The sequence below is a fragment of the Dactylosporangium sp. CS-033363 genome, from assembly GCF_050942475.1.
Taxonomy (GTDB): domain Bacteria; phylum Actinomycetota; class Actinomycetes; order Mycobacteriales; family Micromonosporaceae; genus Dactylosporangium.
The window spans coordinates 3,310,109-3,332,560 of the sequence record NZ_CP192032.1; the positions used below are offsets into that span (position 1 = coordinate 3,310,109).

Sequence of the window (22,452 nt, forward strand, 5' to 3'; positions counted from 1 at the left end):
AAGCCCCCCGTCCGCCGCCTCGGCCACCAGCACCCGGGTCGTCATCGTGGAACCCTCTCCGCGGCGGTCCGGTCGGCTGCTGCGCGCAGGTCGGCCTCAATCCGCCCGCCCGCCGTCGGCGTGCCGTTCGGAAGGTGTCCGACCGTGGCCTGCGAGCCGCTGCCAAGGTGCCCGCCCGGCGGCTCGAACGGCAGTGTCGCCTCGACCGTCCAGCCGTTCGGGGTCTGCGGCCCGGCCTGGAGCCGGCCGCCCAAGGCCTCGACCCGTTCGCGCATGCCGATCAGCCCGAAGCCGTCGACCCGCGAGCCCAACGCCGGGCGCGAGCCTGACCCCGAGCGCGAGCCCAACCCTTGGCGTGAGCCCGACCCCGAGCGCGAGCCCAACCCTTGGCGCGAGTCCAGCCCCGAGCGCGAGCCCAACCCCGGACGCGAGCCCAACCCCGGACGTGAGCCCAGCCCCGGACGTGAGCCCAGCCCCGCGCGGGGCAATGGCGGGCCGTCGTCCGTCACCGAAACCGTGACGTCCCCGGGGGACTGCGCCACGCGTACGTGCACCGCCCTCGCCTGCGGCGCATGCCGCGCCACGTTGGTCAGGGACTCCTGCACGATCCGGTACACCGTGCTCGTCAACTCCGGCGGCCACCCCGTCGTCGCGCCGGGCAGGTCGAGCCGCACCGCCCGCGCCGTGCCGTCCTCGAAGCGGCGGACCAAGGTCTCCAGCCGCTCCGGCGCGCCGGTGGACGGGGCGGCGTCGGCGGTGTCGCGCAGCAGGCCCACGACGCGCCGCATCGCCGTCAGCGCCTCGGAGCCGGCCTCCTCGATGCCCGCGATCGAGTCCTCCAGGCGCTCGGGGTGGCGGCGGGCCACGACCCGGGCGGCCTGGGCCTGGACCACGATGCCGGTGACGTGGTGGGCGACCACGTCGTGCAGCTCGCGGGCCAGGGCGAGGCGCTCCTCCCGGCGTACCCCGTCGGCGAGCTCCTGCCGCCGGTGGCCCGCCAGCCGCAGCCACAGACCTCCGCCGGTGCCCGCGACCCAGACCAGCACGTCGGTCACGGCCAGGACGGTGGCGCCGCCGGAGGTGTCCTGGGCCGAGAGCAGGGGGCCGGCGGCCAGCACGATCAGGGCGCACACCGCCACAGTGACGGCCGTGCGCGGGTCGAGACGGCGGACCGCGTTGCCGGCCAGCACGGCCAGGCCGAACGCCAGGGCGGGCTGCGGCTCGACGGGCAGGGCGGCCACCCGCGCCGCGAGCACGGCCACGACCGCCACGGCCACAGCGGCGGCCGCGGCGGCGAGCGGGGCCCGGCGGCGCAGCAGCGCGAGGGCGATGACGGCGGCGCCGGCGAGGAGGCCCGGCAGCCAGTACAGCCCGTGCCAGCTCACCGCGAGCGCCACTCCCACGGCGGCGAGCAGGATGCCCCCGCCGGCCACGAGGGCCGCGTCCGCGATGCGATTCCAGGCTGTCACGCGTTCGAGGCTACGGAAGGGCGGGTCGCGGCGTACCGGTCAAAAGTAGGGTCTTGAAATCGTCCCGCAGACCGAGTCAACGAGGCACGAATCGGGCAGACCCGCTATATCGCCCCACAGGCGAAAAATCCGATAAGTCGCGGCGCGCAGCGCCCGACTTATCGAAGCCAGCCGAGTACACAACGGAACCAGTGGGCCGAACGGCTGTTCTGCGACCCCGCGACCCCGTCCCACAATCGGCCCTTGACCAGCAACAGCAAACGACGAGACGCCCTGATAGTCGGCGCCGGAACCACAGGCGCCGTCCTTGCGCTGGAACTGGCCGCCCACAACGTCCACACCATCGTCATCGACCGCGGCGACGGCGACCAGGCCGGCCTGGAGCACCTCAGCGGCCGCAGCATGGAGCTCCTGCGCCGGCTCGACCTGGCCGCGGGCATCCGCCGCGCCGGGGTCGACGCCGACGACGAGACCGACGTGGTGTGGAGCGCCGGGCTCGACCGGCCGCCGGTGTTCGTGGCGCGGCGGCCCTCGGTCAGCCAGCTCGTGCAGCGGTACGCCACCGTCAACGACGGCAGCGCCCCCGCCGAGCATCACCAGCAGATCGCGCGGAAACAGCTGGCCCAGGTGCTGCGGGCGGCCATGCGGGCCGAGCGATGCATCGACCTGCGGGAGGGCTGGACGTGTCACGCGGTGCGGGTCGCCGAGGACGGCGCGGCCGTCACCGCGGTCGATGAGCGGACCGGGGCGCAGCACACGATCCAGGCCCGGTACGTCGTGGGCTGCGACGGCCCGCGCAGCACGGTGCGGCGCTGCGTGGACGTCGGGGTGGCGGCGATGGCGGGGCAGCACATGCAGTACCGTGCGATCGAATTCCGCAGCAAGGACCTGGCGCTGCACGCGCGCGGGCCGGGGCTGACCACGATCGTCGTCGGCGACCTGACGATCCTGTCGCGGCCCGAGCGGCACCTCTGGGTCGGGCACGCGCCGGTCGGCCTCATGGGGCCCGGCGACCAGCTGCGCGCGCGGCTCGGGGCGAGCGTCGAGGTGCTCGGCGTGCAGGACTGGGACGATTCGCTTCCGGTCGCCCAGGTGTACCGCCGAGGCCCCGTCCTGCTCGCCGGTGAGGCCGCGCACGGGTTCCGGCCGGCCGGGGACACCGCCGACACCGGCATCGGCGACGCGGTCGACCTGGGCTGGAAGCTCGCCGCGGCGATCCACGGCTGGGGCGGGCCGGCGCTGCTGGACAGCTACGAGGCCGAGCGGCGCCCGCGCGCGCTGATGGACCGCGAGCTGCTCGCGCGCGGGCTGGAGACGCGGCTGCGGTTCGGGCGCCTGGCGGCCGCCGGTGCGCCGCAGGACTACCTGGCCGGGTTCCTGCGGCAGGAGCCGGCGCCGGGGGACGATGTCGGGATCGGCTACGGCGGCCGGTACGCCGCGTCGCCCGTCGTCTGGCCCGAGCGCGGCAACCCGCCGGGGCTGCAGGCCCACCGGATCACGCCGAGCACGTGGCCCGGGGGACGGCCGCCGGCGGTGCGCCTGGCCGACGGCGGGCAGCTCTTCGACCGGCTCGGGCCGGGGCTGACGCTCGTCGATCTGACCGACGGCGCCGAGGGGCGCGGGCTGGCCGCGGCCGCCGCCGCGCGCGGGCTGCCGGTCGCGCACCTGCCGGTCGCCGATCCCGCCGTGCGCGCCTGCTGGGGCCGCCGCCTGGTGCTCGTGCGCCCGGACCAGCACGTGGCGTGGCGCGACGACGCGGTGCCGGACAACTGGAACGCGATCCTCGACCGCGTTTGCGGCAATAGTCAATAAATGCGAAAAATGTCCGGTACGGTCACGACGGCGGTGCATGGACACCGTCAGGGTCGTACGGACGGGGGATTTTCGTGAGCAAGTTGTCCAGGCGGGGTTCGCCGTGGCCGAACATCGCGCTCGGCCTGCTGGTCGTCGGTGCGCTCGGCATCGCGACCGCCGGGCCGCAGGAAACCGGGCCGCAGGACGCGCCGCCGGTGCTCGCCGGCGCGGTGAGCCAGCCGGTGGTGAGCGCCGTCAACCCGAGCTCGGGCCTGGCCGCGGGCGGCACGTCGGTGACGATCGCCGGCGTCGGGTTCACCGGCGCCACGGCCGTGCAGTTCAACGGCGCCGACGCCGCCTCGTTCCTGGTGAACAGCGACACGTCGATCACCGCGGTCACGCCGGCCGGCATCGCCGGGCCCGCGGCCGTCACGGTCGCCATCGGCGGGTGCGTCTCGGCGGCCGGCGGCACGTTCCTCTACCTGCCGGTGCCGATCATTCCGCTGCCGGGTCCGACGGCGACGTCGATCTCGCCCGACACGGGCAGCACGGCCGGCGGTACGGCGGTCACCATCACCGGCACCAACCTGTCCGGCGTGATGGGCGTGACGTTCGGCGGCAACGCGGCCACCTCGGTGGTGGCCGTCAGCGCGACCACGGTCACCGCGGTCACGCCCGCGCACGTGGCCGGCAACGTGCCGGTGAGCGTCGCCACGATGCTGGGCTCGGCGACGGTGACGGGCGGCTACACGTACGCGGCGCCCACGCTGACGCCGACGATCACCTCGTTCACGCCGACCTCCGGCGGCACCCTCGGCGCCGAGATGGTCACCGTCTACGGCACCAACCTCACCGGCGCCACGTCGGTGACCTTCGGCGGCGCCCCGGGCACGGACGTCGAGGTGGCCAACGACGGCATGAGCCTCACGGTCCTGACCCAGCCGCACGCGGCGGGCCCGGTCGCGATCACCGTCACGACGCCCAACGGCAGCGCCACCGCACTGGGGAACTACACCTTCGGCTCGGGACTCACCGCCGAGCGGCACGCCAAGAAGGCGCACAAGGCGCCGGCGATGAAGAAGGTCTTCTTCCAGATGCCCGTGCCCGCGTGCCCGGCCCCGCCGGAGGCCCCGAGCCCGGTCACCGCCATCGCCGGCACCTCGTCGATCAACGTGACCTGGACCGCGGCCGTGCCGCACGACTCGCCCGTCACCGGGTACACGGTCACCGCCACGCCCGGCCCGTCGACCTGCACCACGCTGGTCACCGACGCCGACCCGCTCGGCTGCGTGCTGGGGGCGACGGCGGGGCAGCAGTACACGGTGTCGGTCGTGGCGCATTCGGCCGCCGGTGACTCGGCCGCGGCGACGAGCGCGGCGGTCACACCGGCCGCACCGGTCGTCCCGGCCGCGCCGCCGGACACGCCGCTGACCCTGACCACGGACAAGGGTCAGATCAACACGGCCGCCCCGGGGCAGCAGATCGTCGTCATCGGCACCGGGTTCGCCGCCCATTCAACCGCGACGATCACGTTGTACTCCACGCCGATGACCCTCGGCACGGTCGTCACCGACGGGAGTGGCAACTTCAGCAAGGCGGTGACGGTACCGGCGAGCCTTGCCGCGGGCACGCACACGCTGGTCGCGCAGGGCGTCGCACCGTCGGGCAACCCGCGGGCGATGAAGCTGACCGTGACCGTGGCGCACCGGGCGGCGCCGTCCGGCACCCTCGCGGTCACCGGCGCCCCGGTGGTTCCGCTGGCCCTCGCCGGCCTGGTCATGCTGCTGACCGGCGCCGTGCTGGTCCGGCCCCGCCGCCTCAGGCTGCGGTAGCAGTACTGCGGTAAAGATCGACGCGCCTCGGGCCCAGTGCCCGGGGCGCGTCCTATTTCCGGTAAATACAGGGAATATTCGGATATGCGCAATTTGTACAGGTAGCGCACGATACGTTCACCCCCGTGCGGTGACCACGCCGCGAAGGATGAGCAGACGGGGGATTTTCGTGTTCAAGCTGTTCCGGAGGCGTTCCGAGCGGAGGGGATCGCCCTGGCCGAACGTCGCGCTGGGCGTCCTGGTGCTCGGCGCCTTCACCCTGGCCACCGCCGGACCGCGCGGACCCGCCGGCGCGGACGGCGGCCACGCACCCACCCTCACCGCGGGCGTGGTCGCACCGGTCGTGTCGGGCATCAACCCGGGGTCCGGTCCGGCCGGCGGGGGCACGAGCGTGACGATCACCGGCACCGGGTTCACCGGCGCCACGGCCGTGACGTTCGACGGCGTCGCCGCCACCACGTTCACGGTGGTCAGCGACAACTCGATCACCGCGGTCACGCCGGCGGGCACGCCGGGCACGGCGATGGTGCAGGTCGCGATCGGCGGGTGCCTGTCGACGGGCGCCGGCACCTTCACGTACGCGCCGCTGCCGGGCATCACGTCGCTCGCGCCGACTTCCGGATCGACCGGCGGCGGCACGAGCGTGACGATCACCGGCACCGGGTTCACCGGCGCCACGGCGGTGACGTTCGGCGGCAGCCCGGCGATGTACACGGTGGACAGTGACACGTCGATCTCGGCGTTCACGTCGGCGCACCAGGCCGGCATGGTCGACGTCGTCGTCGCCACGCCGAACGGGGACGCGACCGCGCAGTCCGGGTACACCTACGTCAGCCCGCCGGCCATCACGTCGGTCTCGCCCCTCACCGGGTCGACCGACGGCGGTACCGGCGTGACCATCACCGGCTCGGGCTTCACCGGCACCACGTCGGTGACCATCGGCGGGCTGTCGGCCGCGCCGTTCCTGGTGAACAGCAGCACGCAGATCACCGCGACCGCGCCGGCCCACGCCGCCGGGGCGGTGACCGTCGCGATCAGCGGGCCGAACGGCAACGCCAGCAAGACCGGCGCGTTCACGTACGAGCAGGCCACGACGGTCGACTCGTTCACGCCGGGCATGGGCGACACCCTCGGCGGCACGCAGGTCACCGTCACGGGTGCCGGCTTCATCGGCGCCACCGGGGTGACCTTCGACGGCATCTCCGGGTCCGGCATGAGCGTCGACAGCGACACGCAGATCACGGTCTCGACCCCGGCCCACCCGAGCGGGCCGGTCCAGCTCGCCGTCATCACGCCCAACGGCGCGACGGTGGCGACGACGTACTTCAACTACCAGCCGATCGTCGCGGCGGAGGCCAAGGCACCGGCGGCAGCGGCAGCGCACGCGGACCAGGCGCCGCCGGCCAAGGCCAAGGCCGTGGACAAGGCCGTGGACAAGGCGGCACCGGCCAAGGCAGTGGCCAAGGCCAAGGCCGTGGACAAGGCGGCACCGGCCAAGGCAGCGGCCAAGGCAGCGGCCAAGGCCAAGGCCGTGGACCAGGCGAAGGCCCAGCACAAGGCGAAGGCCGCGCAGAAGGCCAAGGCCGCGCAGCAGGCCGCGGCGAAGCACAAGGCGAAGGCCGTCAAGGCACCGGCGATGAAGAAGGTCTTCTTCCAGAACCAGGTGTCGGTCTGCCCCGCCCCGCCGAGCGCGCCCGGCACGGTCACCGCGACCGCGGGCACGTCGTCGATCAACGTGAGCTGGCTGGCGGCGACGGCGCACGACTCGCCGATCACCGGATACACGGCGACGGCGATGCCCGGCCCGGCGACCTGCACCACGCTGATCACCGATTCGACCCCGCTCAGCTGCGTGCTGGGGGCGACGGCCGGTCAGCAGTACACGGTGTCGGTCGTGGCCAACTCGGCCGTCGGGTCCTCGGAACCGGCGGTGAGCGGCGCGGTCACCGCGGTCGCGCCGACGGTCCCCGCCGCCCCGCCGGACACGCCGCTGACCCTGACCACCGACAAGGGTCAGATCAGCACCGCGGCGCCCGGCCAGCAGATCGTGGTCATCGGCACCGGGTTCGCCGCCTACTCCACGGCGACGATCACGGTGTACTCCGCGCCGATGACCCTCGGCACGGTCGTCACCGACGGCAGTGGCAACTTCAGCAAGGCGGTCACGGTGCCGCCGAGCCTCGCGCCCGGCACGCACACGCTGGTCGCGCAGGGCGTCGCACCGTCGGGCAACCCGCGGGCGATGAACCTGACGGTCACGGTGGCCCCGATGGGCCCGCCGCCGCACCGGGGCTCGCTCCCGGTGACCGGCGTGCCGGCCGGCCCGCTGGCCCTCGCCGGCCTGGCGATGCTGCTGACCGGCGTCGGGCTGCTCCGCCCGCGCCGGTTCAGGCTGCGGTAGGTGGCAGGAAGCCCCGGGGCTGGGTGAGCTCAGCCCTGGGGCGCCTTGCCGGAGGCGACGGGCGCCGCGGTCAGCTGCGGCTTCAGCGCGCCGGCCCACAGCTGCGCCATCTTCACGAACCCGCCCGCCGTCGGGTGGATGCCGTCGTCGAGGTCCTTGAGCGTGAGCTTGTCGTGCATGTCGACGAAGTGCACCCTGGCGCCCTTGTCCCGCACGATCTCCGGCAGCGCGGCGTTGAACGCGGTCGCCCGGGCCTGCTGCGCCTTGTCCTCCAGCGGCAGCAGCGAGGCGACGTAGACGTCGGCACCGGGCGCGGCCGCGATGACGTGGTCGAGCAGCTTCGACATCCGCTCCGGCGCGCCGGCCATCTGGTAGTCCTGCAGCACGTCGTTGGTGCCGAGCTGGATGAGCACGAACCGCGGGTCGGCCGCATGCACCCAGCCGGTGACCTCCGCGTCGATCTCGTCGATCCGGAAGCCGGAGTGGCCCTCGTGGTCGCGGTCCGGCAGGCTGTCCGGGCCGCTCTGCTTGGAGCCGACGAAGTCCAGCCGCACGCCCGACGCGGTCAGCTCCTTCCACAGCTCGATGCGGTACGAGCCGGGGTCCTTGCGCCCGTCGGTGATCGAGTCGCCGAGGGGCAGGATGCGCACCACCGGGCCGCCGGGCGGAGTCGGCGACGGCTCCGGCGACCCGGCGGGTGCGGGGTCGCCGGAGCAGCCGGCGAGGATGGTCAGGGCGGCGGCCAGCAGCAGTGTCGTCGCTCGCGTCACGCCATGATTGTGCGCTACGCCACAAGCGCGGGCACGCCCGCCTCCTGCGGCACCCGGGCCCGGCCGAGCACCCGCCACCCGGCGAACGCCAGCGTGCCCAGCATCGGCAGGGCGCCGGCGGCGGGGAGGATCGGCGTGTCGTACGGCAGCAGCAGCATCCCCGCGTAGCCGGCCACGATCGCCGGCACGCTCCACCAGCCCACCACCCCGGCCCGGGCGAGCCCGACGAACGTGACGAGCAGCGCCAGGGACACCAGCGGCCCCGGGTTGAACGCCAGCTGTTCCGCCGGGTGGGCGAGCACCTTGTCCGAGACCAGCACCGCCTGCTCGATCGGCAGGTTGCGGCCGAGCTCCATGTGGAACCAGTCCGACAGCAGCGAGCCGGAGATCTGCAGCAGCCCGAGCGCGCCGAGCAGCGCCCCGACGACGGTGACGACGGCGCCGCGGCGGCCCCGCACCAGCAGCGGCACGGCCAGCAGCCCGGCGCCCATCAGCAGGTTGCCGTAGTGCAGCAGCAGCGCCGAGAGCTGCGTCGCGAACGGGTCCGCGGCCAGCGACCGCAGATACGAGGCCTTCGAGTCGTCCACCGCGGGCGGCGACGTCGCGAGCCCTGCGAAGAAGCAGCCGGCGCCCGCGATCAGGGCGGCCCCGGCGGTGATCATCATGACCCGCTTGGCGGGAGAGGTTTCGTTCGTCATGCCCGAAAACCTAAGGATTCGCCGGTACCGCACGCTGCCCGCACACGTCTCGAAAGCCGTCCGCCGCGCGGGGGACGGCAACCCGTCACGCTGTCCGCCGTACGGGCGACCCGGCGGCTGACCAGCGCCGATTACGCTCCCGGCATGCAACCCAAGCTCGTGCCCGCGGGTGTGGCGGGCGCCCTCGCGGTGATCGGGACCGCCGAGATCGTCCTCGACGGGCAGTTCGCGGCCGCGCCGGCGGCGCCCGCCGCGGTCCTCGGCGCGGTGGTCGGCGGCATGCTGCTCGGCGCGTGGCGGCCGCTGTGGGGCGCCGCCGTCGTCGGGCTGGCGTTCCCGATCGCGGTCGCGGGCAGGCTCGACGGGCCGACGGGCGCCGCGGTGCTCGGGTTCGTCGCCGCGCCCTGCTGGGCCGGGTACCGGGTGGCGCGGGCGTCGTGGCGGGGGGCACTGGCGGTACACCTGCTGGCTTCGCTCGGAACGTGGATCGCGGGACGGGCGGCGGGATCCACGGTCGCCGGCCTCGGCCCCCAGGCGTGGGAGAACCTGTTCTTCGGGCTGCTGGCCTGGGGCGCGTGGGGCGTGGGGCTCGTCGCCCGGCGGCTGCGCGACCGCGCGGAGCTGCTGGCCCGGCTCAACGCCGCCCTGGACGCCGAGCGGGAGGCCCGCGCGCACGCCGCCGTCGCCGAGGAGCGCCGGCGGATCGCCCGGGACATGCACGACGCGGTCGCGCACTCGATCAGCGTGATGGTGCTGCAGCTCGGGGCCGTGCGCAGCACGCTGCCGGCGGACACGCCGCAGGCCGACATGCTGGCCGGACTCGAGCGGCTCGGCCGCGAGTCGGTGCAGGAGATGCGCTCGCTGGTCGGGGTGCTGCGCGATCCGTCGACCGGGCAGACGCCGGCCCGGCAGCCGACGCTCGTGCGGGCGGAGGAGCTCGTGGACGAGGTGCGCGCGGCGGGCCTGCCGGTGACGCTGACCGTCTCCGGGTACCTCGGCGACGTGCCGCGGGCGCAGGACATCTCCGCGTACCGGGTGCTGCAGGAGGCCCTGACCAACGCGCTGCGCCACGGCCGCGCCGCGACCACGGTCCACGTCGAGCGCGGCCCCGGCCGGCTGACCCTCACCGTCGACAACGAGCTGGCCGGCGAGCCGTCCCCCGGCGGCGGGTACGGTCTGATCGGCATGCGCGAGCGCGTGCTGGCCCTCGCCGGGACGCTGAGCGCGGGCGAGCGGCCGGGCGGTTTCACGGTGCGGGCGAGTTTCCCGCTGGGTGCGGCGGCATGACCCGGACGATCCGCGTGGTGGTCGCCGACGACGAGGCGATGATCCGGGCCGGGCTGCGGATGCTGCTGGACCACCAGCCCGACATCGAGGTCGTCGGCGAGGCCGCGGACGGCCCGGCCGCCCGCGCCGAGGTGCGCCGCTGCGGCCCCGACGTGGTGCTGCTCGACGTGCGGATGCCGCGCGGCGACGGGATCGAGGCGGCCCGGCACATCCTGGCCGAGTCGTCCGCCCGGGTGATCATCCTCACCACGTTCGACGAGGACGAGGCGGTGCGCGCGGCCCTGCGCGCCGGGGTGAGCGGGTTCCTGCTCAAGGTCGCCCCGCCGGAGCAGCTCGTGCACGCCGTGCGCACCGTCGCCGGTGGCCAGGCGCTGCTCGACCCGGCGGTGACACTGCGGGTCATCGAGTCCTACGCGGGCGCGCCGAGCGCCGACCCGCGCGCGGCCGCGCGGCTGGCCGAGCTCACCGAGCGCGAGCTCGACGTGCTGCGCCTGGTCGCCCGGGGCCGGTCGAACGCGGAGATCGCCGCGGCCCTGTTCCTGGGCGAGGCGACCGTCAAGACGTACGTCTCGCGGATGCTGACCAAGCTCGGGCTGCGCGATCGGGTGCAGGCGGTTGCGTTCGCGTACGAAAGCGGGCTCATCCGTCCGGGCTCCGCCTGATTGCTTGACTCCGCAGGGACCGTGCCGATGTCGGGGCATGGCCGACGAAGCAGACCGCACAGCGGCGCTCGACGAGACGATCGCGCACCATCCGGGCGCGCTGCTGGGCGCCGTCGGCCCGACCGGGCTCTTCGTCGCGCTGCCGGAGTCGTTGCGGCACACCGGACTGCGCCCCATCGACGGCCCGGCCTCCGCGCTCGGCCTGGCCCGGCCCGAGGACCACCACGCGATCATCGAGGCCTGGCACCAGGTCCTCACCCGGGGCATCGCCGACTGCCGGTTCCGGCCCCGCTCCCAGCCCGACCACTCGGTGGGGCTGCACCTCATCGACGTGACCGCGGCGCACGGGGTCATCGCCGTCGTCATCACCGGCCTCGACGACAGCGCCGGCGCGCTCGAGCACGAGGACGTCCCGCCGCGGCTGATCACCGTGCGCAAGGACCAGGCCGCGATGATCATCGAGGCGGATCCGCAGATCCACCGGGTGCTCGGCTGGACCGCCGCCGAGCTCGCCGGGCGGCGCTCGCTCGAGCTGGTGCACCCCGACGACCACCAGCGGGCGATCGGGGCGTGGATGGACCTGCTGGCCGTACCGGTGGGGGAGGCCCGGCGCATCCGGCTGCGGCACCTGCACCGCGACGGGCGGGTCATCTGGTTCGAGATCACCAACCACAACCTGCTGCGCGGGGCCGAGCCGTGCGTGCTGGCCGAGATGCTCGACATCACCGACGAAATGGCCGCCGAGGAGGCGCTGCGGGCCAGCGAGCAGCTCCTGCGCCGGCTCACCGAGGCGCTGCCGATGAGCGTGGTGCAGATCGACGTGCACCGCCGCGTGGTGTACCAGAACGCGCGCGGCGGCCGCATGGTCGGCACCGTCGTCGGCGGCGAACTGGGCGACGCGCAGCTGGCCCCGGTGGTGCCCGGCGACCGGGCCGCGGTCGAGGCGGTCCTGGACGGCGTCCTGCGCGACGGCGGCGACCTCGACATCGAGTACGGCTACCGCGACCCCGAACTCGGCCTGCGCCGCGCCAGCGCCAAGGCCCGCGCGCTCACCACCGCCGACGGCCGGGTCGCCGGTGCGGTGATCTGCCTCGCCGACGTCACCGAGGAGACCCGGCTGCGCGAGGAACTGCGCCGCCGCGCCACGCTCGACGACCTGACCGGCTGCCGCAACCGCGCCGCCACCCTGGCCGCGCTGACCGAGGCGCTGGACGCCGCGGCCCTGGGCACCGCCGCCGTGTTCGTCGACCTCAACGAGTTCAAGCTCGTCAACGACCGCTTCGGGCACGCGGCCGGCGACCGCCTGCTCGCCCACGTCGCCCACGTCCTGCGCGGCGCGGTCCGCGACGGCGACGTCGTCGGCCGCCTCGGCGGGGACGAGTTCGTGGTGGTCTGCCGCGACGTGGCCCGCCTCGAGCACGCGCAGCGCCTCGCGGCCGGCCTGGGCGCGGCGATCGAGGGCACGCCGCTGGACCTGGCCGGTGCCGTCCTGAAGCCCAAGGCGAGCATCGGGGTGGCCTGGACCCGCCCCGCGGGGCTGGACGCCGACGCGCTCATCGCGCACGCCGACAAGAAGATGTACGAGGCCAAGCACGGGCTGCACCCCGTCATGCGGTACAGGCCGACGGTCTTTCCCTGACAGAATGCGGCGTGAACTTTCCATTGACGGGGCGCGCCGCCCTCATCACCGGGGTCAGCCGGCGGGCCGGGATCGGGTTCGCCGTCGCCCGCCGCCTGGCCGCGCTCGGGGCGAGCGTGTATCTGCACCACCACGTGCCGCACGACCACGACCAGCCCTGGGGCGCCGACCCGGGCGGCCCGGACGCGGTCGCCGCGGGCGTGGCCGCGGCGCTCGCCGGTCCGGACGCGCGGGTGGCCCACGGCGGCGCCGACCTGGCCGACCCCGACGCCCCCGAGCGCGTGGTCGCGGCCGCGCACGCCGAGCTCGGGCACCTCGACATCCTCGTGTGCAACCACGCCCGCAGCGGCGGCGACGGCCCGCTCGGCACCCTGACCGCCGCCATGCTCGACGGGCACTACGCGGTCAACACGCGCGCCTCGATCCTGCTGACCCAGGCGTTCGCGGCCCGCCACGACGGGCGCCCCGGCGGCCGGGTCTTCTTCATGACGTCGGGCCAGGACCTGGGCCCGATGCGCGACCAGGTGCCGTACGCGGCCAGCAAGGGCGCCCTCGCCTCGATCACCCGCACGCTCGCCGACACGCTGGCCGACCGGGGCATCACCCTCAACACCGTCAACCCGGGCCCGGTCGACACCGGCTACGCCCCGCCGGACGTGCACGAGCAGGTCCGGCGCCACTTCCCGGCCGGCCGCTGGGGCGAGCCCGACGACCCGGCCCGGCTGATCGCCTGGCTCGCCACCGACGACGGCGGCTGGATCACCGGCCAGGTCATCAACACCGAGGGCGGCTTCCGCCGGTTCGACTAGAGCCCGTTTCGGCCCTAGCTCCGGGCGGCCAGCCGCTCGTACCGCTGCCGGGCCGCCTGCGGAGTGCCGAGACCGAGGCTCAGGGCGATGTCCTGCCAGGTCATCCCGCGCTCCCGGGCGGTCTGCAGCAGGTACAGCTCCGTCGTGTCCAGCTCCGCCCGCACGTCCGGCAGCAGCGTCAGCGCCGCGACCAGGTCGGACTCGTCCAGCGCGGGCTCGCCGGGCGCGGGCGGGATCGACCCGGCGGCCATCGCGGCGGCCACCCGCACCACCTCGTGCGGGGCCGCCACGTCCGCGTGCACGTGCCGCGACCGCAGCTCGGGCGAGCCCGCGTGCCGCTCGGTCAGGTGCGCCAGCGCGCCGTAGACCCGCTCGGCGCGGCGGGCGGCGGGGTCCGGGCGATCCAGGAGGTCGGTCATGCCGGTACCGTAGCACACTTTGTTTTCAACAGAATGTTCAAACGACCGGTGTGGTAGACCGTGAACATGCGGATCGCGGCTCGGTTCAACGGCCCTCCCGGCTCCGGCAACGGCGGCTACAGCGCGGGCCTGCTCGCCACCCGGCTCGGCCTCGCCCCGGCGGAGGTCACGTTGCGCCGCCCACCGCCGCTCGACGTCGACCTCGCGCTCGACGGCACCCGGCTCCTGCACGGCGCCGACCTGATCGCCGAGGCGGGTCCCGCTCCCGAGGACAAGCCGGATGTTGTACCGCCTGTGCCCCTCGACGAGGCCGCCGACGCCTCGAAGCACTACCCGGGCTTCACCGATCACCCCTTCCCGACGTGCTACGTGTGCGGCCCCGAGCGGGCCGACGGCCTCGGCCTGTTCCCCGGCCCGGTGTCCGACGACCGCACAGCCGCGCCTTGGCAGGTCCAGTCCGATGTGGACGCGGTCACGATGTGGGCGGCGCTGGACTGCCCCGGCGGCTGGTCCGCCATCGGCGCCGGCCGCCCGTACGTCCTGGGCCGCCTCGCCGTCTGGCTCGACACCCTCCCGACCCCCGGCGACACCTGCGTCGTCATGGGCCAGTACCTCGGCGGCGAGGGCCGCAAGGCGCGGGTCCTGTCCACTGTGTACGGTCCGGCCGGGAACGTCCTCGCGACCGCCCGCGCCACCTGGATCGCGATCTAGGCCAGCGGCCGCTGCCAGGAGCCGTGCAGCGCGGTGAACGCGAGCGGCCGCTCGTCCAGCGACACCAGGTAGGCGGCCTCGTCCTTCGGCGCCGGTTCGCGCAGCCGGGCCGCGATGTGCGGGAACACGTCGGCGCCCTCCTGCGACAGCCAGTGCCCGCGCAGCCCGCGCACCTTCTCGACGAACGCGCCGCGACCCGGCTCCGGCACGTAGTCCAGCACCGCCGTGTGCAGCACTACCAGGGTCGCGTCCGCCGGCGCCTCGGCCGCGAGGGCGTCGAGGCGCTCGTTGAGGTCGCCGGCCACCACCCGCGGCGGGTCGCGCCGGGCCAGCTCGATGGCCGCGTCGAGCCGCGCCCGCCGCTCGTGCTGCTCGGGCCAGACCAGCGTGCGCAGCCACTCGGCGTCCTCGTCGGCGGTGACGTCGAGCGGGTTCAGGTCGATCCCGGCCCGCCACGCCACCTCGACCGCACCGGGCGTGACGGCCGGCGCCGGCCCGTCGACGCGGCACCGCAACACCAGCGCGCCATCGGTGGCCCCGCCGTGCGTCACGCTTCCGTCGCTTCCCGTGTACTCGTACCCGTACCGCTCCACCAGCAGGAGCAACCCCGCCGAGGCGCCGACCTCCACCAGCGCGAGGGGTTGCGGCAGCGAGGCGAGCGCGGGGTAGAGCCCGGCGCACCGCCCCGGCTCGTTGGTCTGCGTCCGGCGGGCCAGCATCGCCGCCACGACCTCGTCGCGCCTTCCGAAGACCGTGTCGCGCAGCTGGCCGTACCCCGACGGAACCCCGCCGACCAGGCGCGCCGCCGCGAGCAGGAGGTTGGGCTGCCGCTTGGCCGGCGGCAGCCCTTCGAGCAGCGCGAGCATCTCGGGGTCCGCGGCGACGCCCAGGGCCAGGTCCTCGTAGAGCGGGGACGAGCCCCGGGCCATCACCGTCGCGAAGAACCTGTACTGCTCAGCCGTCCCCGTTTCCGTCATGCCCCGACCCTAGGCCGGCCACTCCTGCGGATCGAACCCGATCGGCTCGATGGTGCCCGTGACCTGGCGAGTGATGTCGGCACTTGCTCCGTACAAGTAGAACCAGGCTCCTCCGAAGCTGAACCGCGCCTGGCGATCGTCCGCGGTCAGCCACGTCGCCCGGCCGTTGATGGTCGCCGTCGCGAGCTCGGGCAGGCCGCTGGGCTGCGTGCTCGGGATCGCGGCGTTGTCCATGCTGACGTCCAGCGCCTCGTCCACCGTGCCCGACGACAGCCGCATGTACGTGCGGCTGACCTGGTTGCCCTTGAACTCCAGCTCGCACCGGATCGGCCGCAGGTTCGGCGGCGACCACGGCAGCCGGAACGCCGGCCCGCACGAGTGCACCCGGTCGAACCGCACGCTGTTCGCCACCGCCAGGATCTTCGCCTGGTCGTCGAGCGAGGTGTTGATCCGCGCGGTCAGGGTGTCGCCGACCGGCCACGTCAGGGTGGACCGGATGCCCTTGGTGCGGGTGCCCTTCATGGCCGGGGGCGGCTGGTCGTACTGGAAGAGGGTCCCCTCCCGGTCGCCGACGCGCACCTGCGTGGACTTGCCGGTCTGACGCGTCGGCGCCTTGTCCTCCGCCGGCGGCTCGGAGCTGAGCCCGACGAACAGCACGTCACCGTCGGCGCTCTCCAGGGTCATGCTCTCGCTCGCCGGCGGCGTGGGAACGGTGCCGGTCGCGACCAGGCGGTCGGAGTCCGTGAGGTACCGCACCGTCGCCGGCGTGAACGGGGCCCCGGTCAGGGTCAGGTGCACCAGCGGCGCCGCCCCCAGCACACTCGGGTCGTCCAGCGGGGAGGGCGCGTTCGGCACGATCCGCCCCGTCGGCAGCGAGGGCCCCGTCGCCGGGTCCGGCTGCCCGTGCGACGGCCGCAGCACCGTCGCCGTGCCCAGCGCCACCGCGGCCACCGTCAGGACCACCGCCGCCACCTGCCCCAGCGCCCGCCGGCGCCGCCGCCGCAACCCGCCCGCGCGGACGTGCGCCAGCAGCTTCTCCACGTGCACGTCGCCGTCCGCCGCCCCCGCGAGGCTGGTGCGGACCAGGTCGTCCAGGTCGTTCATGCCCGGCCTCCGTTCAGTGCCCGATCCGGCTCGAGCCGGGTGCGCAGCGTGTCCAGCGCGCGCTTCACCTGGCTGCGGACCGTCGGCTGCGAACAGTTCAGCAACACCGCGATCGCGGCATCGTCGAGATCCTCGTAGTAGCGCAGCACCACCGCCGCGCGCTGCTTCGCCGGCAGCCCGCGAATGAGCCGCCAGGCCGCGTCCCGCTCCGCCGCCGCGTCGCCCAGATCCATCGGATCGGCCGTGTCCTCCGGCGCCGCCACCGCCACCTCGCGCGAACTCGGCCGCCGCCACCGCGAGATGGACGCGTTGACGAGCGCCCGGCGCAGGTACGCGTCCGGCTGCCCGTCCGCCGCGATCCGCTCCCACCGCACGAACGCCCGGGCCAGCACGTCCTGGACGAGGTCCTCGCCCTGATGCCGATCACCGGTCAGCAGCCGCCCGAGCCGCACCAGCCCGGGCCCGCGTGTGCGCACATAGTCGTCGAAGTCCACTCAGGCCCTCCCGCCGCCGTGTGTACCGTCATCCAACTGCACGCACCGCCGCCGCCCACTGTTGCATCCGGCTTTTAATCCATTGCCGGGACGTGATTCGCCGCGTATTGTTGTCCACATCGAACGACACACCGGAAGATATGAAGGAGGAGAGCCGCGATGACTACCACCCGACGCGTTCCCCGACCGCATATCATTCCGGTGCGCCGTCCTTCGGGCCGGTGGCGAGGGTAGGCATCCTGCCGTTACCCTCGGCCGCCCGCCCCTTTCAACAGGGACCCGGGCGGTTTTTTGTTGCCCATTTCTCGCGCATTCTTTTGTGCTTTAGGAACGCTTTTCGGAAACGACCGGCGCGGTGACCGGACCTGGCCTGGGACCAGGAAGTGCGGGGTTCGACTCCCCGGTTTCCGACGATGCCGACGTAGCTCAGTCTGGTCAGAGCGCTGTCCTGGTACGACAGAGGTCGCCGGTTCGACTCCGGCCTTCGGCTTTCACCCCCCGTCGCGGCCTGCGTGGTAGAGGCGCCTCGCCGATAACGAGGAGACAGCTGGTTCGACTCCAGCCGACGGGACTTGCCCTGGTAGCTCAGCGGAGAGAGCAGCGGTCTACGAAGCCGTGTGTCGCAGGTTCGAATCCTGCTCGGGGCGCGCAAGTTTGTACGTCCGCGTAGCTCAGCCGGTACGAGCGCCGCTTTCACACAGCGGAGGTCCCAGGTTCGAACCCTGGCGCGGACACGGTGGCCATGGTGTACGGGACCGTGCACATCAGAACGTGACTCTGAAGGTCCGGGTTCGACTCCCGGTGGTCACCCTCAGCTCTTGCCGCCCCAGCGGGCGATGTCGGCCTCGGTGATCTCGATCGGGCCCTTGACGGGCTGCGTGACCCGGACCTGGTTGCCGAACGGATCGCGGAAGGCGCAGTCGAGCCCGTACGGCTGCTGCTCCACGTCCTGCGTGAACTCGATGCCGCTCGCCTTGAGCTTGTCGTACACGCCCTGGCAGTCGTCGGTGGTGAGGATGGCGGCCGTCCCCAGCGCCCCCTTGGTGAGCAGATCCCGCAGCTGCGCCGCGGTCTCCTCGCTCATCGCCGGCGGCCCCGGCACCTCCGGCAGCAGATTGCGCCCCGGATCGGACGGCAGCGCGATGGTGAGCCACCGCATGAACCCCAGATCGACGTCCTCGTCGACCTGAAACCCCAGCTTGCCGACGTAGAAGTCGAGCGCCTCGTCCTGGTCGAGGACCCACACCGTGGTGATCGTGATCGCGTTGAACATGCCCTCACCGTACGGCCGGGGCGCCCTCGACCGCTTCGCCAAAACTGACCGGTCGCAGCCACGCCTTCGCGAAGCACACCGGGACCCGCGCGACGAGCCCCCGCTCCCGGTACTGCGACGGCGAAACCCCCACCACGGCCCGGAACGCCCGGCTGAACGCCCCGAGACTGTCGAACCCGGCCCGCAGCCCGACGTCGGTCACGCTCGCGGCCGGGTCGCGCAGCAGCGCCATGGCCCGCTCGATCCGCCGCCGCTGCAGGTACCGGTGTGGCGTCTCCCCGAACGTGCGGCGGAACGTCCGGCTGAAATGCCCCTCGGACATGTGCGCAAGCCTGGCGAGCGCCGGCAGGTCGAGCCGCTGCGCGTAGTCCCGGTCCATCGCGTCCCGGGCGCGCAGCAGCCGCCGATTCTGGTCCTCCGCCGCCGACATCACCACACGGGCGAGCCTAGCCCCTGTTCGGCCCCGAGCTCTTCCTCGATGCGGATCAGCCGGTTGTACTTCGCGGTGCGGTCCGAGCGGGACACCGAACCCGTCTTGATCTGACCGCACCCGGTGGCCACGGCCAGATCGGCGATCGTGGTGTCCTCGGTCTCGCCCGAGCGGTGCGACATGACGACCCGGTAGCCGGCCCGCCGCGCGGTGTCCACCGTGGACAGTGTCTCGGTCAGGGTGCCGACCTGGTTGACCTTGACGAGGATGGCGTTGGCGTAGCCGCCGTCGATGCCCGCCCGCAGGCGCGCCGCGTCGGTGCAGAAGACGTCGTCGCCGACCAGCTGGGTGTTCGCGCCCTCGCGGCCGGTCAGGAGCTTCCAGCCGGCGAGGTCGTCCTGGGCCATCGGGTCCTCGATGGAGACAATGGGGTACCGGCGCAGAAGCCCGGACAGGTAGGCGACGTGCTCCTCGACGGAGCGGCGCACGCCCTCGCCGGCGTAGTCGTAGGCGCCGCCCTTGAAGAACTCCGACGCCGCCGGGTCGAGGCAGATCGCCACGTCGGTGCCGGGCTCGTAGCCGCTCGCCGCGATCGCCTCGACGACGAACGTGAGCGCCTCGTCGGCCGTGGTGAACTGCGGGGCGAAGCCGCCCTCGTCGCCGACGTTGGTGTTGTGGCCCGCGGCGGCGAGCGAGCGGCGCAGGGTGTGGAAGATCTCCGAGCCCATGCGCACGGCCTCGAAGAACGTCGGCGCGCCGATCGGGCTGATCATGAACTCCTGGAAGTCCAGCGGGTTGTCGGCGTGCGCGCCGCCGTTGACGATGTTGATCATCGGCAGCGGGAGGCGCGGCTCCGTGTCGCGGCGCAGGAACCGGTACAGCGGCACGCCCTTCGCCGCCGCGGCCGCCTTCGCCGTCGCCAGGGAGATGCCGAGGATCGCGTTGGCGCCGAGGCGGGACTTGTTCGGGGTACCGTCGCAATCGATGAGCGCGGCGTCGACCGCGGCCTGATCCTCGGCGTCGAGGCCCCGCACGGCGTCCGCGAGCGGTCCGGTGGCGTTGCCGACCGCCGTGGCGACGCCCTTGCCGTGGAAGCGTTTCGGGTCGCCGTCGCGCAGCTCGATCGCCTCGGCGGCGCCGGTCGACGCGCCCGAGGGCACCGCGGCCCGGCCGAGCGAACCGTCGGCGAGGCGGACGTCGACCTCGACCGTCGGGTTGCCGCGGCTGTCGAGGATCTGCCGGGCGGCCACTGCTTCGATGACTGTCATGAGGCCGAATCCTGGCAGCTCAGGGGCGTTTTGCGCGACGCGATGACGCTCACCTTGACCCGAACCCCAGGGTTCGGGTTTATCGTGTCGGGCATGCGCGTGGGGGAGCTGGCGCGGCGCTCGGGAAGCACGATCCGGGCGCTGCGGTACTACGAGTCGCTCGGCCTGGTCGTGCCGCGCCGGATGGCCAACGGGTACCGCGAGTACGACCCGATCGCCGAACGGCTCGTCGTGCAGATCCGCGAGCTGACCGCGCTCGGGCTGACCGTCGAGGAGACCCGGCCCTTCGTGGAGAGCCTGGCCGCCGGGGCCGATGAGTCGGACGTGTGCGCGGCGGCCTTGGTGACGTACCGTAGCGCGATTGTCGGTCTGCAGTCCCGCATCGGCCAGCTTACCGCCCAGCGGGACGCGCTCGAGGCCCGCCTCGCCCTGGTGAACGTCACCGGCAACCCGGACATCTCCGGTCACGCTGTGCAACCGGCGTCGCTCGTCGGCCGCGCCCTGCCCGACGAGGAGATCTTCGCGACCAACGGTGAGGTGGTGAACCTCGGCCGGCTCGGCCCCGGGCGGACGATCCTGTTCGTGTACCCGCTGACGGGCCGCCCCGGCGTCGACCTGCCCGACGGCCTGCTCGAGATCCCGGGCGCGCGCGGCGGCACCGAACAGGCGCTCTGGTTCCGGGACCACCACGGGGAACTCCTCGGCGCCGGAGCCGCGCGGGTCTTCGGGCTGTCCGCGCAGTCGGCCGGTTACCAGCGGGAACTCGCGCATCGGCTGCGGCTGCCGTACCCGCTGATCCCCGACCCGCGCCTCACGCTCGCCGCCGCGCCCGGCCTGCCCACGTTCACCGCCGGCGAGATGACCCTCTATCGCCGGCTCACCCTGGTCGTCTGCGACGACGTGATCGAGCACGTCTTCCACCCGATCCCGGCCCCGTCGACCCACGCGAACGAGGTGCTGCGCTGGCTCAACCGGATTTGGACCAGCTCACTAGCCTGAGTCGCATGGGCCACTCCATCACGGCGCTGCTCCTGCGGGGTCTGGTCGACGAGGACGCCGCGCGGGAGTGGGACGTCGAGGTGGTGCCGCTGGCGCAGGGCATCTCGCTCGTCCATGTCACGCACTACTCCTCGGCGGTGTGGCAGTTTCGCCGCGGGCGCCACGGTGCGTTGGACGTGCCGGCCGGGGTACCGCCGACCTTCCCGACCGAGGCCGTGCTGCTCGACCTCGCCGCGGCGCTGGCACCCGGCCCGTTTGCCGTGATCCAGACCGACTATTTCGGCGGCGTCGGGGATCAGTGGGCCTGCCTGTACGACGCGCTCGGCCGCCGCGACCCCGCCGTGCACACGATCAACGACGCGCTGCGCGGGCTCGGGGTTCGGCGCACCGTCTCGTTCGATGAGTTCGACGCGGCCGGGCTGGGGGACCACCGGCACACACCGGAGCGGCTCGACCAGTACGAGGTTTTGTGCGACGAACTCGGGTTGTGAATGTCGAATCCGGGGATACTCCGTTCGTATGGCCGGTATGACGAACGCACGCATCCTGCTCGACGGACTCAAGCTGGTCGAGTCGCCGCGCTGGCACGAGGGACGGCTCTGGTTCTGCCACTGGGGCGCCGGCGAGGTCATCGCCGTGACGCCGGAGGGAGCCCACGAGGTCGTACCGCTCGCCGAGGGGGTCGACCCGCACACGATCGGCTGGCTGCCGGACGGGCGCCTGCTGGTCGTACCGAAGAATCCGGAACCGGACGGAAGACTGCTGCGGCGCGAGGCCGACGGCACCATGGTTCCGCACGCCGATCTCTCCGCGCTCCCGGGCGACCTCAACGAACTCGTCGTCGACGGGCGCGGCAACGCCTACGTCAACGGGCCCGGGTTCGCGTTCCTCGAGTTCATCAAGAACATCAATCCGGCCGACCCGCGGCCGCTGACCGAGCGCCCCGGCTACCGGCCCGGCTTCATCGCCCTGATCCGCGCGGACGGCACCGTTGTGCAACAGGAGCACGACATCGCCTTCCCGAACGGCATGGCGATCACGCCCGACGAGCGGACGCTCATCATCTCGGAGTCGTTCGCGGGCGTGCTGACCGCGTTCGACATCGAACCCGACGGTACGCTCATCAACCGCCGCACCTTCGCCGCCGGTCTGGGCCCGGACGGCATCTGCCTCGACGAGGACGGCGCGGTCTGGACCTCGAGCGGCGGCAACGAGGCCGTTCGCGTCGCCGAGGGCGGCAAGATCCTGGACCGGGTCGAACTCGACCGCGCACCGTTCGCGGTCATGCTGGGCGGCGCCGATGGCCGCACGCTGTTCATCTGCGCGGCGAAGTGGGACGCGCAGGACCCGTTCGCCGCGCGCACCGGCCAGATTCTCGCGGTTCCGGCGCCGGCCGCGCACGTCGGCTACCCGTAG

At 73.5% G+C, this 22,452-nt stretch carries 21 protein-coding genes and 4 tRNA genes; 15 read left to right on the forward strand and 10 right to left on the reverse strand.

The annotated features are described in order from the left end of the window. Window positions 1-41: 41 nt before the first annotated feature. Window positions 42-1,469: a sensor histidine kinase gene (locus tag ACQPZ4_RS15345; protein ID WP_433060824.1), complete on the reverse strand. Its 1,428-nt coding sequence runs from the start codon at window positions 1,467-1,469 to the stop codon at window positions 42-44. Window positions 1,470-1,712: 243 nt separating this feature from the next. On the opposite strand from ACQPZ4_RS15345, the gene ACQPZ4_RS15350 reads away from it, so the two are divergent. From ACQPZ4_RS15350 to ACQPZ4_RS15360, 3 genes are all read left to right on the forward strand, one after another. Further along, entirely contained in the window at window positions 1,713-3,281 is a 1,569-nt protein-coding gene (locus tag ACQPZ4_RS15350) for an FAD-dependent monooxygenase (protein ID WP_433060826.1), read from the forward strand. A gap of 74 nt (window positions 3,282-3,355) precedes the next feature. Continuing rightward, window positions 3,356-5,095, forward strand: a complete 1,740-nt coding sequence (locus ACQPZ4_RS15355) for an IPT/TIG domain-containing protein (protein ID WP_433060829.1) — start codon at window positions 3,356-3,358, stop codon at window positions 5,093-5,095. A 148-nt stretch (window positions 5,096-5,243) separates the two neighbouring features. Continuing rightward, window positions 5,244-7,496 carry an IPT/TIG domain-containing protein gene (locus ACQPZ4_RS15360; protein ID WP_433060831.1) on the forward strand — a complete coding sequence of 751 codons (2,253 nt, stop codon included), beginning with the start codon at window positions 5,244-5,246 and terminating at the stop codon, window positions 7,494-7,496. 29 nt (window positions 7,497-7,525) lie between these two features. On the opposite strand, the gene ACQPZ4_RS15365 is transcribed toward ACQPZ4_RS15360, so the two are convergent. Beyond that, entirely contained in the window at window positions 7,526-8,266 is a 741-nt protein-coding gene (locus ACQPZ4_RS15365; protein ID WP_433060834.1) for an SGNH/GDSL hydrolase family protein, read from the reverse strand. A gap of 14 nt (window positions 8,267-8,280) precedes the next feature. Further along, complete coding sequence (locus ACQPZ4_RS15370; protein WP_433060837.1) at window positions 8,281-8,964, reverse strand: hypothetical protein; 684 nt, start codon at window positions 8,962-8,964, stop codon at window positions 8,281-8,283. 144 nt (window positions 8,965-9,108) lie between these two features. Here ACQPZ4_RS15370 and ACQPZ4_RS15375 point away from each other — a divergent pair, with 144 nt between their 5' ends. From ACQPZ4_RS15375 to ACQPZ4_RS15390, 4 genes are read left to right on the forward strand one after another with little or no spacing between them, the layout of a single operon-like run. Further along, the gene (locus ACQPZ4_RS15375; protein WP_433060839.1) at window positions 9,109-10,251 is read left to right on the forward strand and encodes a sensor histidine kinase; all 1,143 of its coding nucleotides are present in this window, start codon (window positions 9,109-9,111) and stop codon (window positions 10,249-10,251) included. Next, complete coding sequence (locus ACQPZ4_RS15380; protein WP_433060842.1) at window positions 10,248-10,913, forward strand: response regulator; 666 nt, start codon at window positions 10,248-10,250, stop codon at window positions 10,911-10,913. Before ACQPZ4_RS15375 ends, ACQPZ4_RS15380 begins: the two co-directional genes overlap by 4 nt. A gap of 37 nt (window positions 10,914-10,950) precedes the next feature. Then, complete coding sequence (locus ACQPZ4_RS15385; RefSeq protein WP_433060845.1) at window positions 10,951-12,552, forward strand: diguanylate cyclase; 1,602 nt, start codon at window positions 10,951-10,953, stop codon at window positions 12,550-12,552. Window positions 12,553-12,563: 11 nt separating this feature from the next. Next, a complete protein-coding gene (locus tag ACQPZ4_RS15390; protein ID WP_433060847.1) occupies window positions 12,564-13,361 on the forward strand; it encodes an SDR family oxidoreductase in 798 nt (265 codons plus the stop codon). A 14-nt stretch (window positions 13,362-13,375) separates the two neighbouring features. Here ACQPZ4_RS15390 and ACQPZ4_RS15395 read toward each other — a convergent pair whose 3' ends face one another. Next, window positions 13,376-13,780 (reverse strand): DNA-binding protein, encoded by a 405-nt coding sequence (locus tag ACQPZ4_RS15395; RefSeq protein ID WP_433060850.1) that lies wholly within the window; start codon window positions 13,778-13,780, stop codon window positions 13,376-13,378. A 66-nt stretch (window positions 13,781-13,846) separates the two neighbouring features. Here ACQPZ4_RS15395 and ACQPZ4_RS15400 point away from each other — a divergent pair, with 66 nt between their 5' ends. Further along, window positions 13,847-14,491: a hypothetical protein gene (locus tag ACQPZ4_RS15400; RefSeq protein WP_433060852.1), complete on the forward strand. Its 645-nt coding sequence runs from the start codon at window positions 13,847-13,849 to the stop codon at window positions 14,489-14,491. Here the strand turns inward: ACQPZ4_RS15400 and ACQPZ4_RS15405 are convergent. The 3 genes from ACQPZ4_RS15405 to ACQPZ4_RS15415 are packed head-to-tail and all read right to left on the reverse strand — an operon-like array spanning window position 14,488 to window position 17,066. Beyond that, entirely contained in the window at window positions 14,488-15,468 is a 981-nt protein-coding gene (locus tag ACQPZ4_RS15405) for a DUF2332 domain-containing protein (protein WP_433060855.1), read from the reverse strand. The genes ACQPZ4_RS15400 and ACQPZ4_RS15405 overlap by 4 nt on opposite strands. A 9-nt stretch (window positions 15,469-15,477) precedes the next feature. After that, window positions 15,478-16,572 (reverse strand): hypothetical protein, encoded by a 1,095-nt coding sequence (locus tag ACQPZ4_RS15410; RefSeq protein ID WP_433060857.1) that lies wholly within the window; start codon window positions 16,570-16,572, stop codon window positions 15,478-15,480. After that, window positions 16,569-17,066, reverse strand: coding sequence for a SigE family RNA polymerase sigma factor (locus tag ACQPZ4_RS15415; RefSeq protein WP_433060859.1), 498 nt, complete (start codon window positions 17,064-17,066; stop codon window positions 16,569-16,571). The genes ACQPZ4_RS15410 and ACQPZ4_RS15415 overlap by 4 nt, the downstream gene beginning before the upstream one ends. Window positions 17,067-17,481: 415 nt before the next feature. Here ACQPZ4_RS15415 and ACQPZ4_RS15420 point away from each other — a divergent pair. From ACQPZ4_RS15420 to ACQPZ4_RS15435, 4 genes are all read left to right on the forward strand, one after another. After that, window positions 17,482-17,556: transfer RNA gene (locus ACQPZ4_RS15420), tRNA-Thr, on the forward strand. Between the two features lie 7 nt (window positions 17,557-17,563). Further along, window positions 17,564-17,637, forward strand: a tRNA-Ile gene (locus ACQPZ4_RS15425). 3 nt (window positions 17,638-17,640) lie between these two features. Next, window positions 17,641-17,713, forward strand: a tRNA-Arg gene (locus tag ACQPZ4_RS15430). Between the two features lie 13 nt (window positions 17,714-17,726). Then, window positions 17,727-17,800, forward strand: a tRNA-Val gene (locus ACQPZ4_RS15435). 77 nt (window positions 17,801-17,877) lie between these two features. On the opposite strand, the gene ACQPZ4_RS15440 is transcribed toward ACQPZ4_RS15435, so the two are convergent. Genes ACQPZ4_RS15440 through eno form a run of 3 tightly spaced genes read right to left on the reverse strand, consistent with a single transcriptional unit; the run spans window position 17,878 to window position 20,037 of the window. Next, window positions 17,878-18,339, reverse strand: a complete 462-nt coding sequence (locus ACQPZ4_RS15440) for a VOC family protein (protein WP_433060861.1) — start codon at window positions 18,337-18,339, stop codon at window positions 17,878-17,880. 4 nt (window positions 18,340-18,343) lie between these two features. Further along, window positions 18,344-18,769 carry a helix-turn-helix domain-containing protein gene (locus tag ACQPZ4_RS15445; RefSeq protein ID WP_433066535.1) on the reverse strand — a complete coding sequence of 142 codons (426 nt, stop codon included), beginning with the start codon at window positions 18,767-18,769 and terminating at the stop codon, window positions 18,344-18,346. Beyond that, window positions 18,769-20,037 (reverse strand): phosphopyruvate hydratase, encoded by a 1,269-nt coding sequence (eno, locus tag ACQPZ4_RS15450; protein WP_433060863.1) that lies wholly within the window; start codon window positions 20,035-20,037, stop codon window positions 18,769-18,771. Before eno ends, ACQPZ4_RS15445 begins: the two co-directional genes overlap by 1 nt. Window positions 20,038-20,130: 93 nt before the next feature. On the opposite strand from eno, the gene ACQPZ4_RS15455 reads away from it, so the two are divergent. From ACQPZ4_RS15455 to ACQPZ4_RS15465, 3 genes are read left to right on the forward strand one after another with little or no spacing between them, the layout of a single operon-like run. Next, window positions 20,131-21,036 carry a MerR family transcriptional regulator gene (locus tag ACQPZ4_RS15455; protein WP_433060866.1) on the forward strand — a complete coding sequence of 302 codons (906 nt, stop codon included), beginning with the start codon at window positions 20,131-20,133 and terminating at the stop codon, window positions 21,034-21,036. A 5-nt stretch (window positions 21,037-21,041) separates the two neighbouring features. After that, window positions 21,042-21,527 (forward strand): hypothetical protein, encoded by a 486-nt coding sequence (locus ACQPZ4_RS15460; RefSeq protein WP_433060867.1) that lies wholly within the window; start codon window positions 21,042-21,044, stop codon window positions 21,525-21,527. 37 nt (window positions 21,528-21,564) lie between these two features. Further along, on the forward strand, window positions 21,565-22,452 hold the full coding sequence (locus ACQPZ4_RS15465) for an SMP-30/gluconolactonase/LRE family protein (protein WP_433060869.1): 888 nt from the start codon (window positions 21,565-21,567) through the stop codon (window positions 22,450-22,452).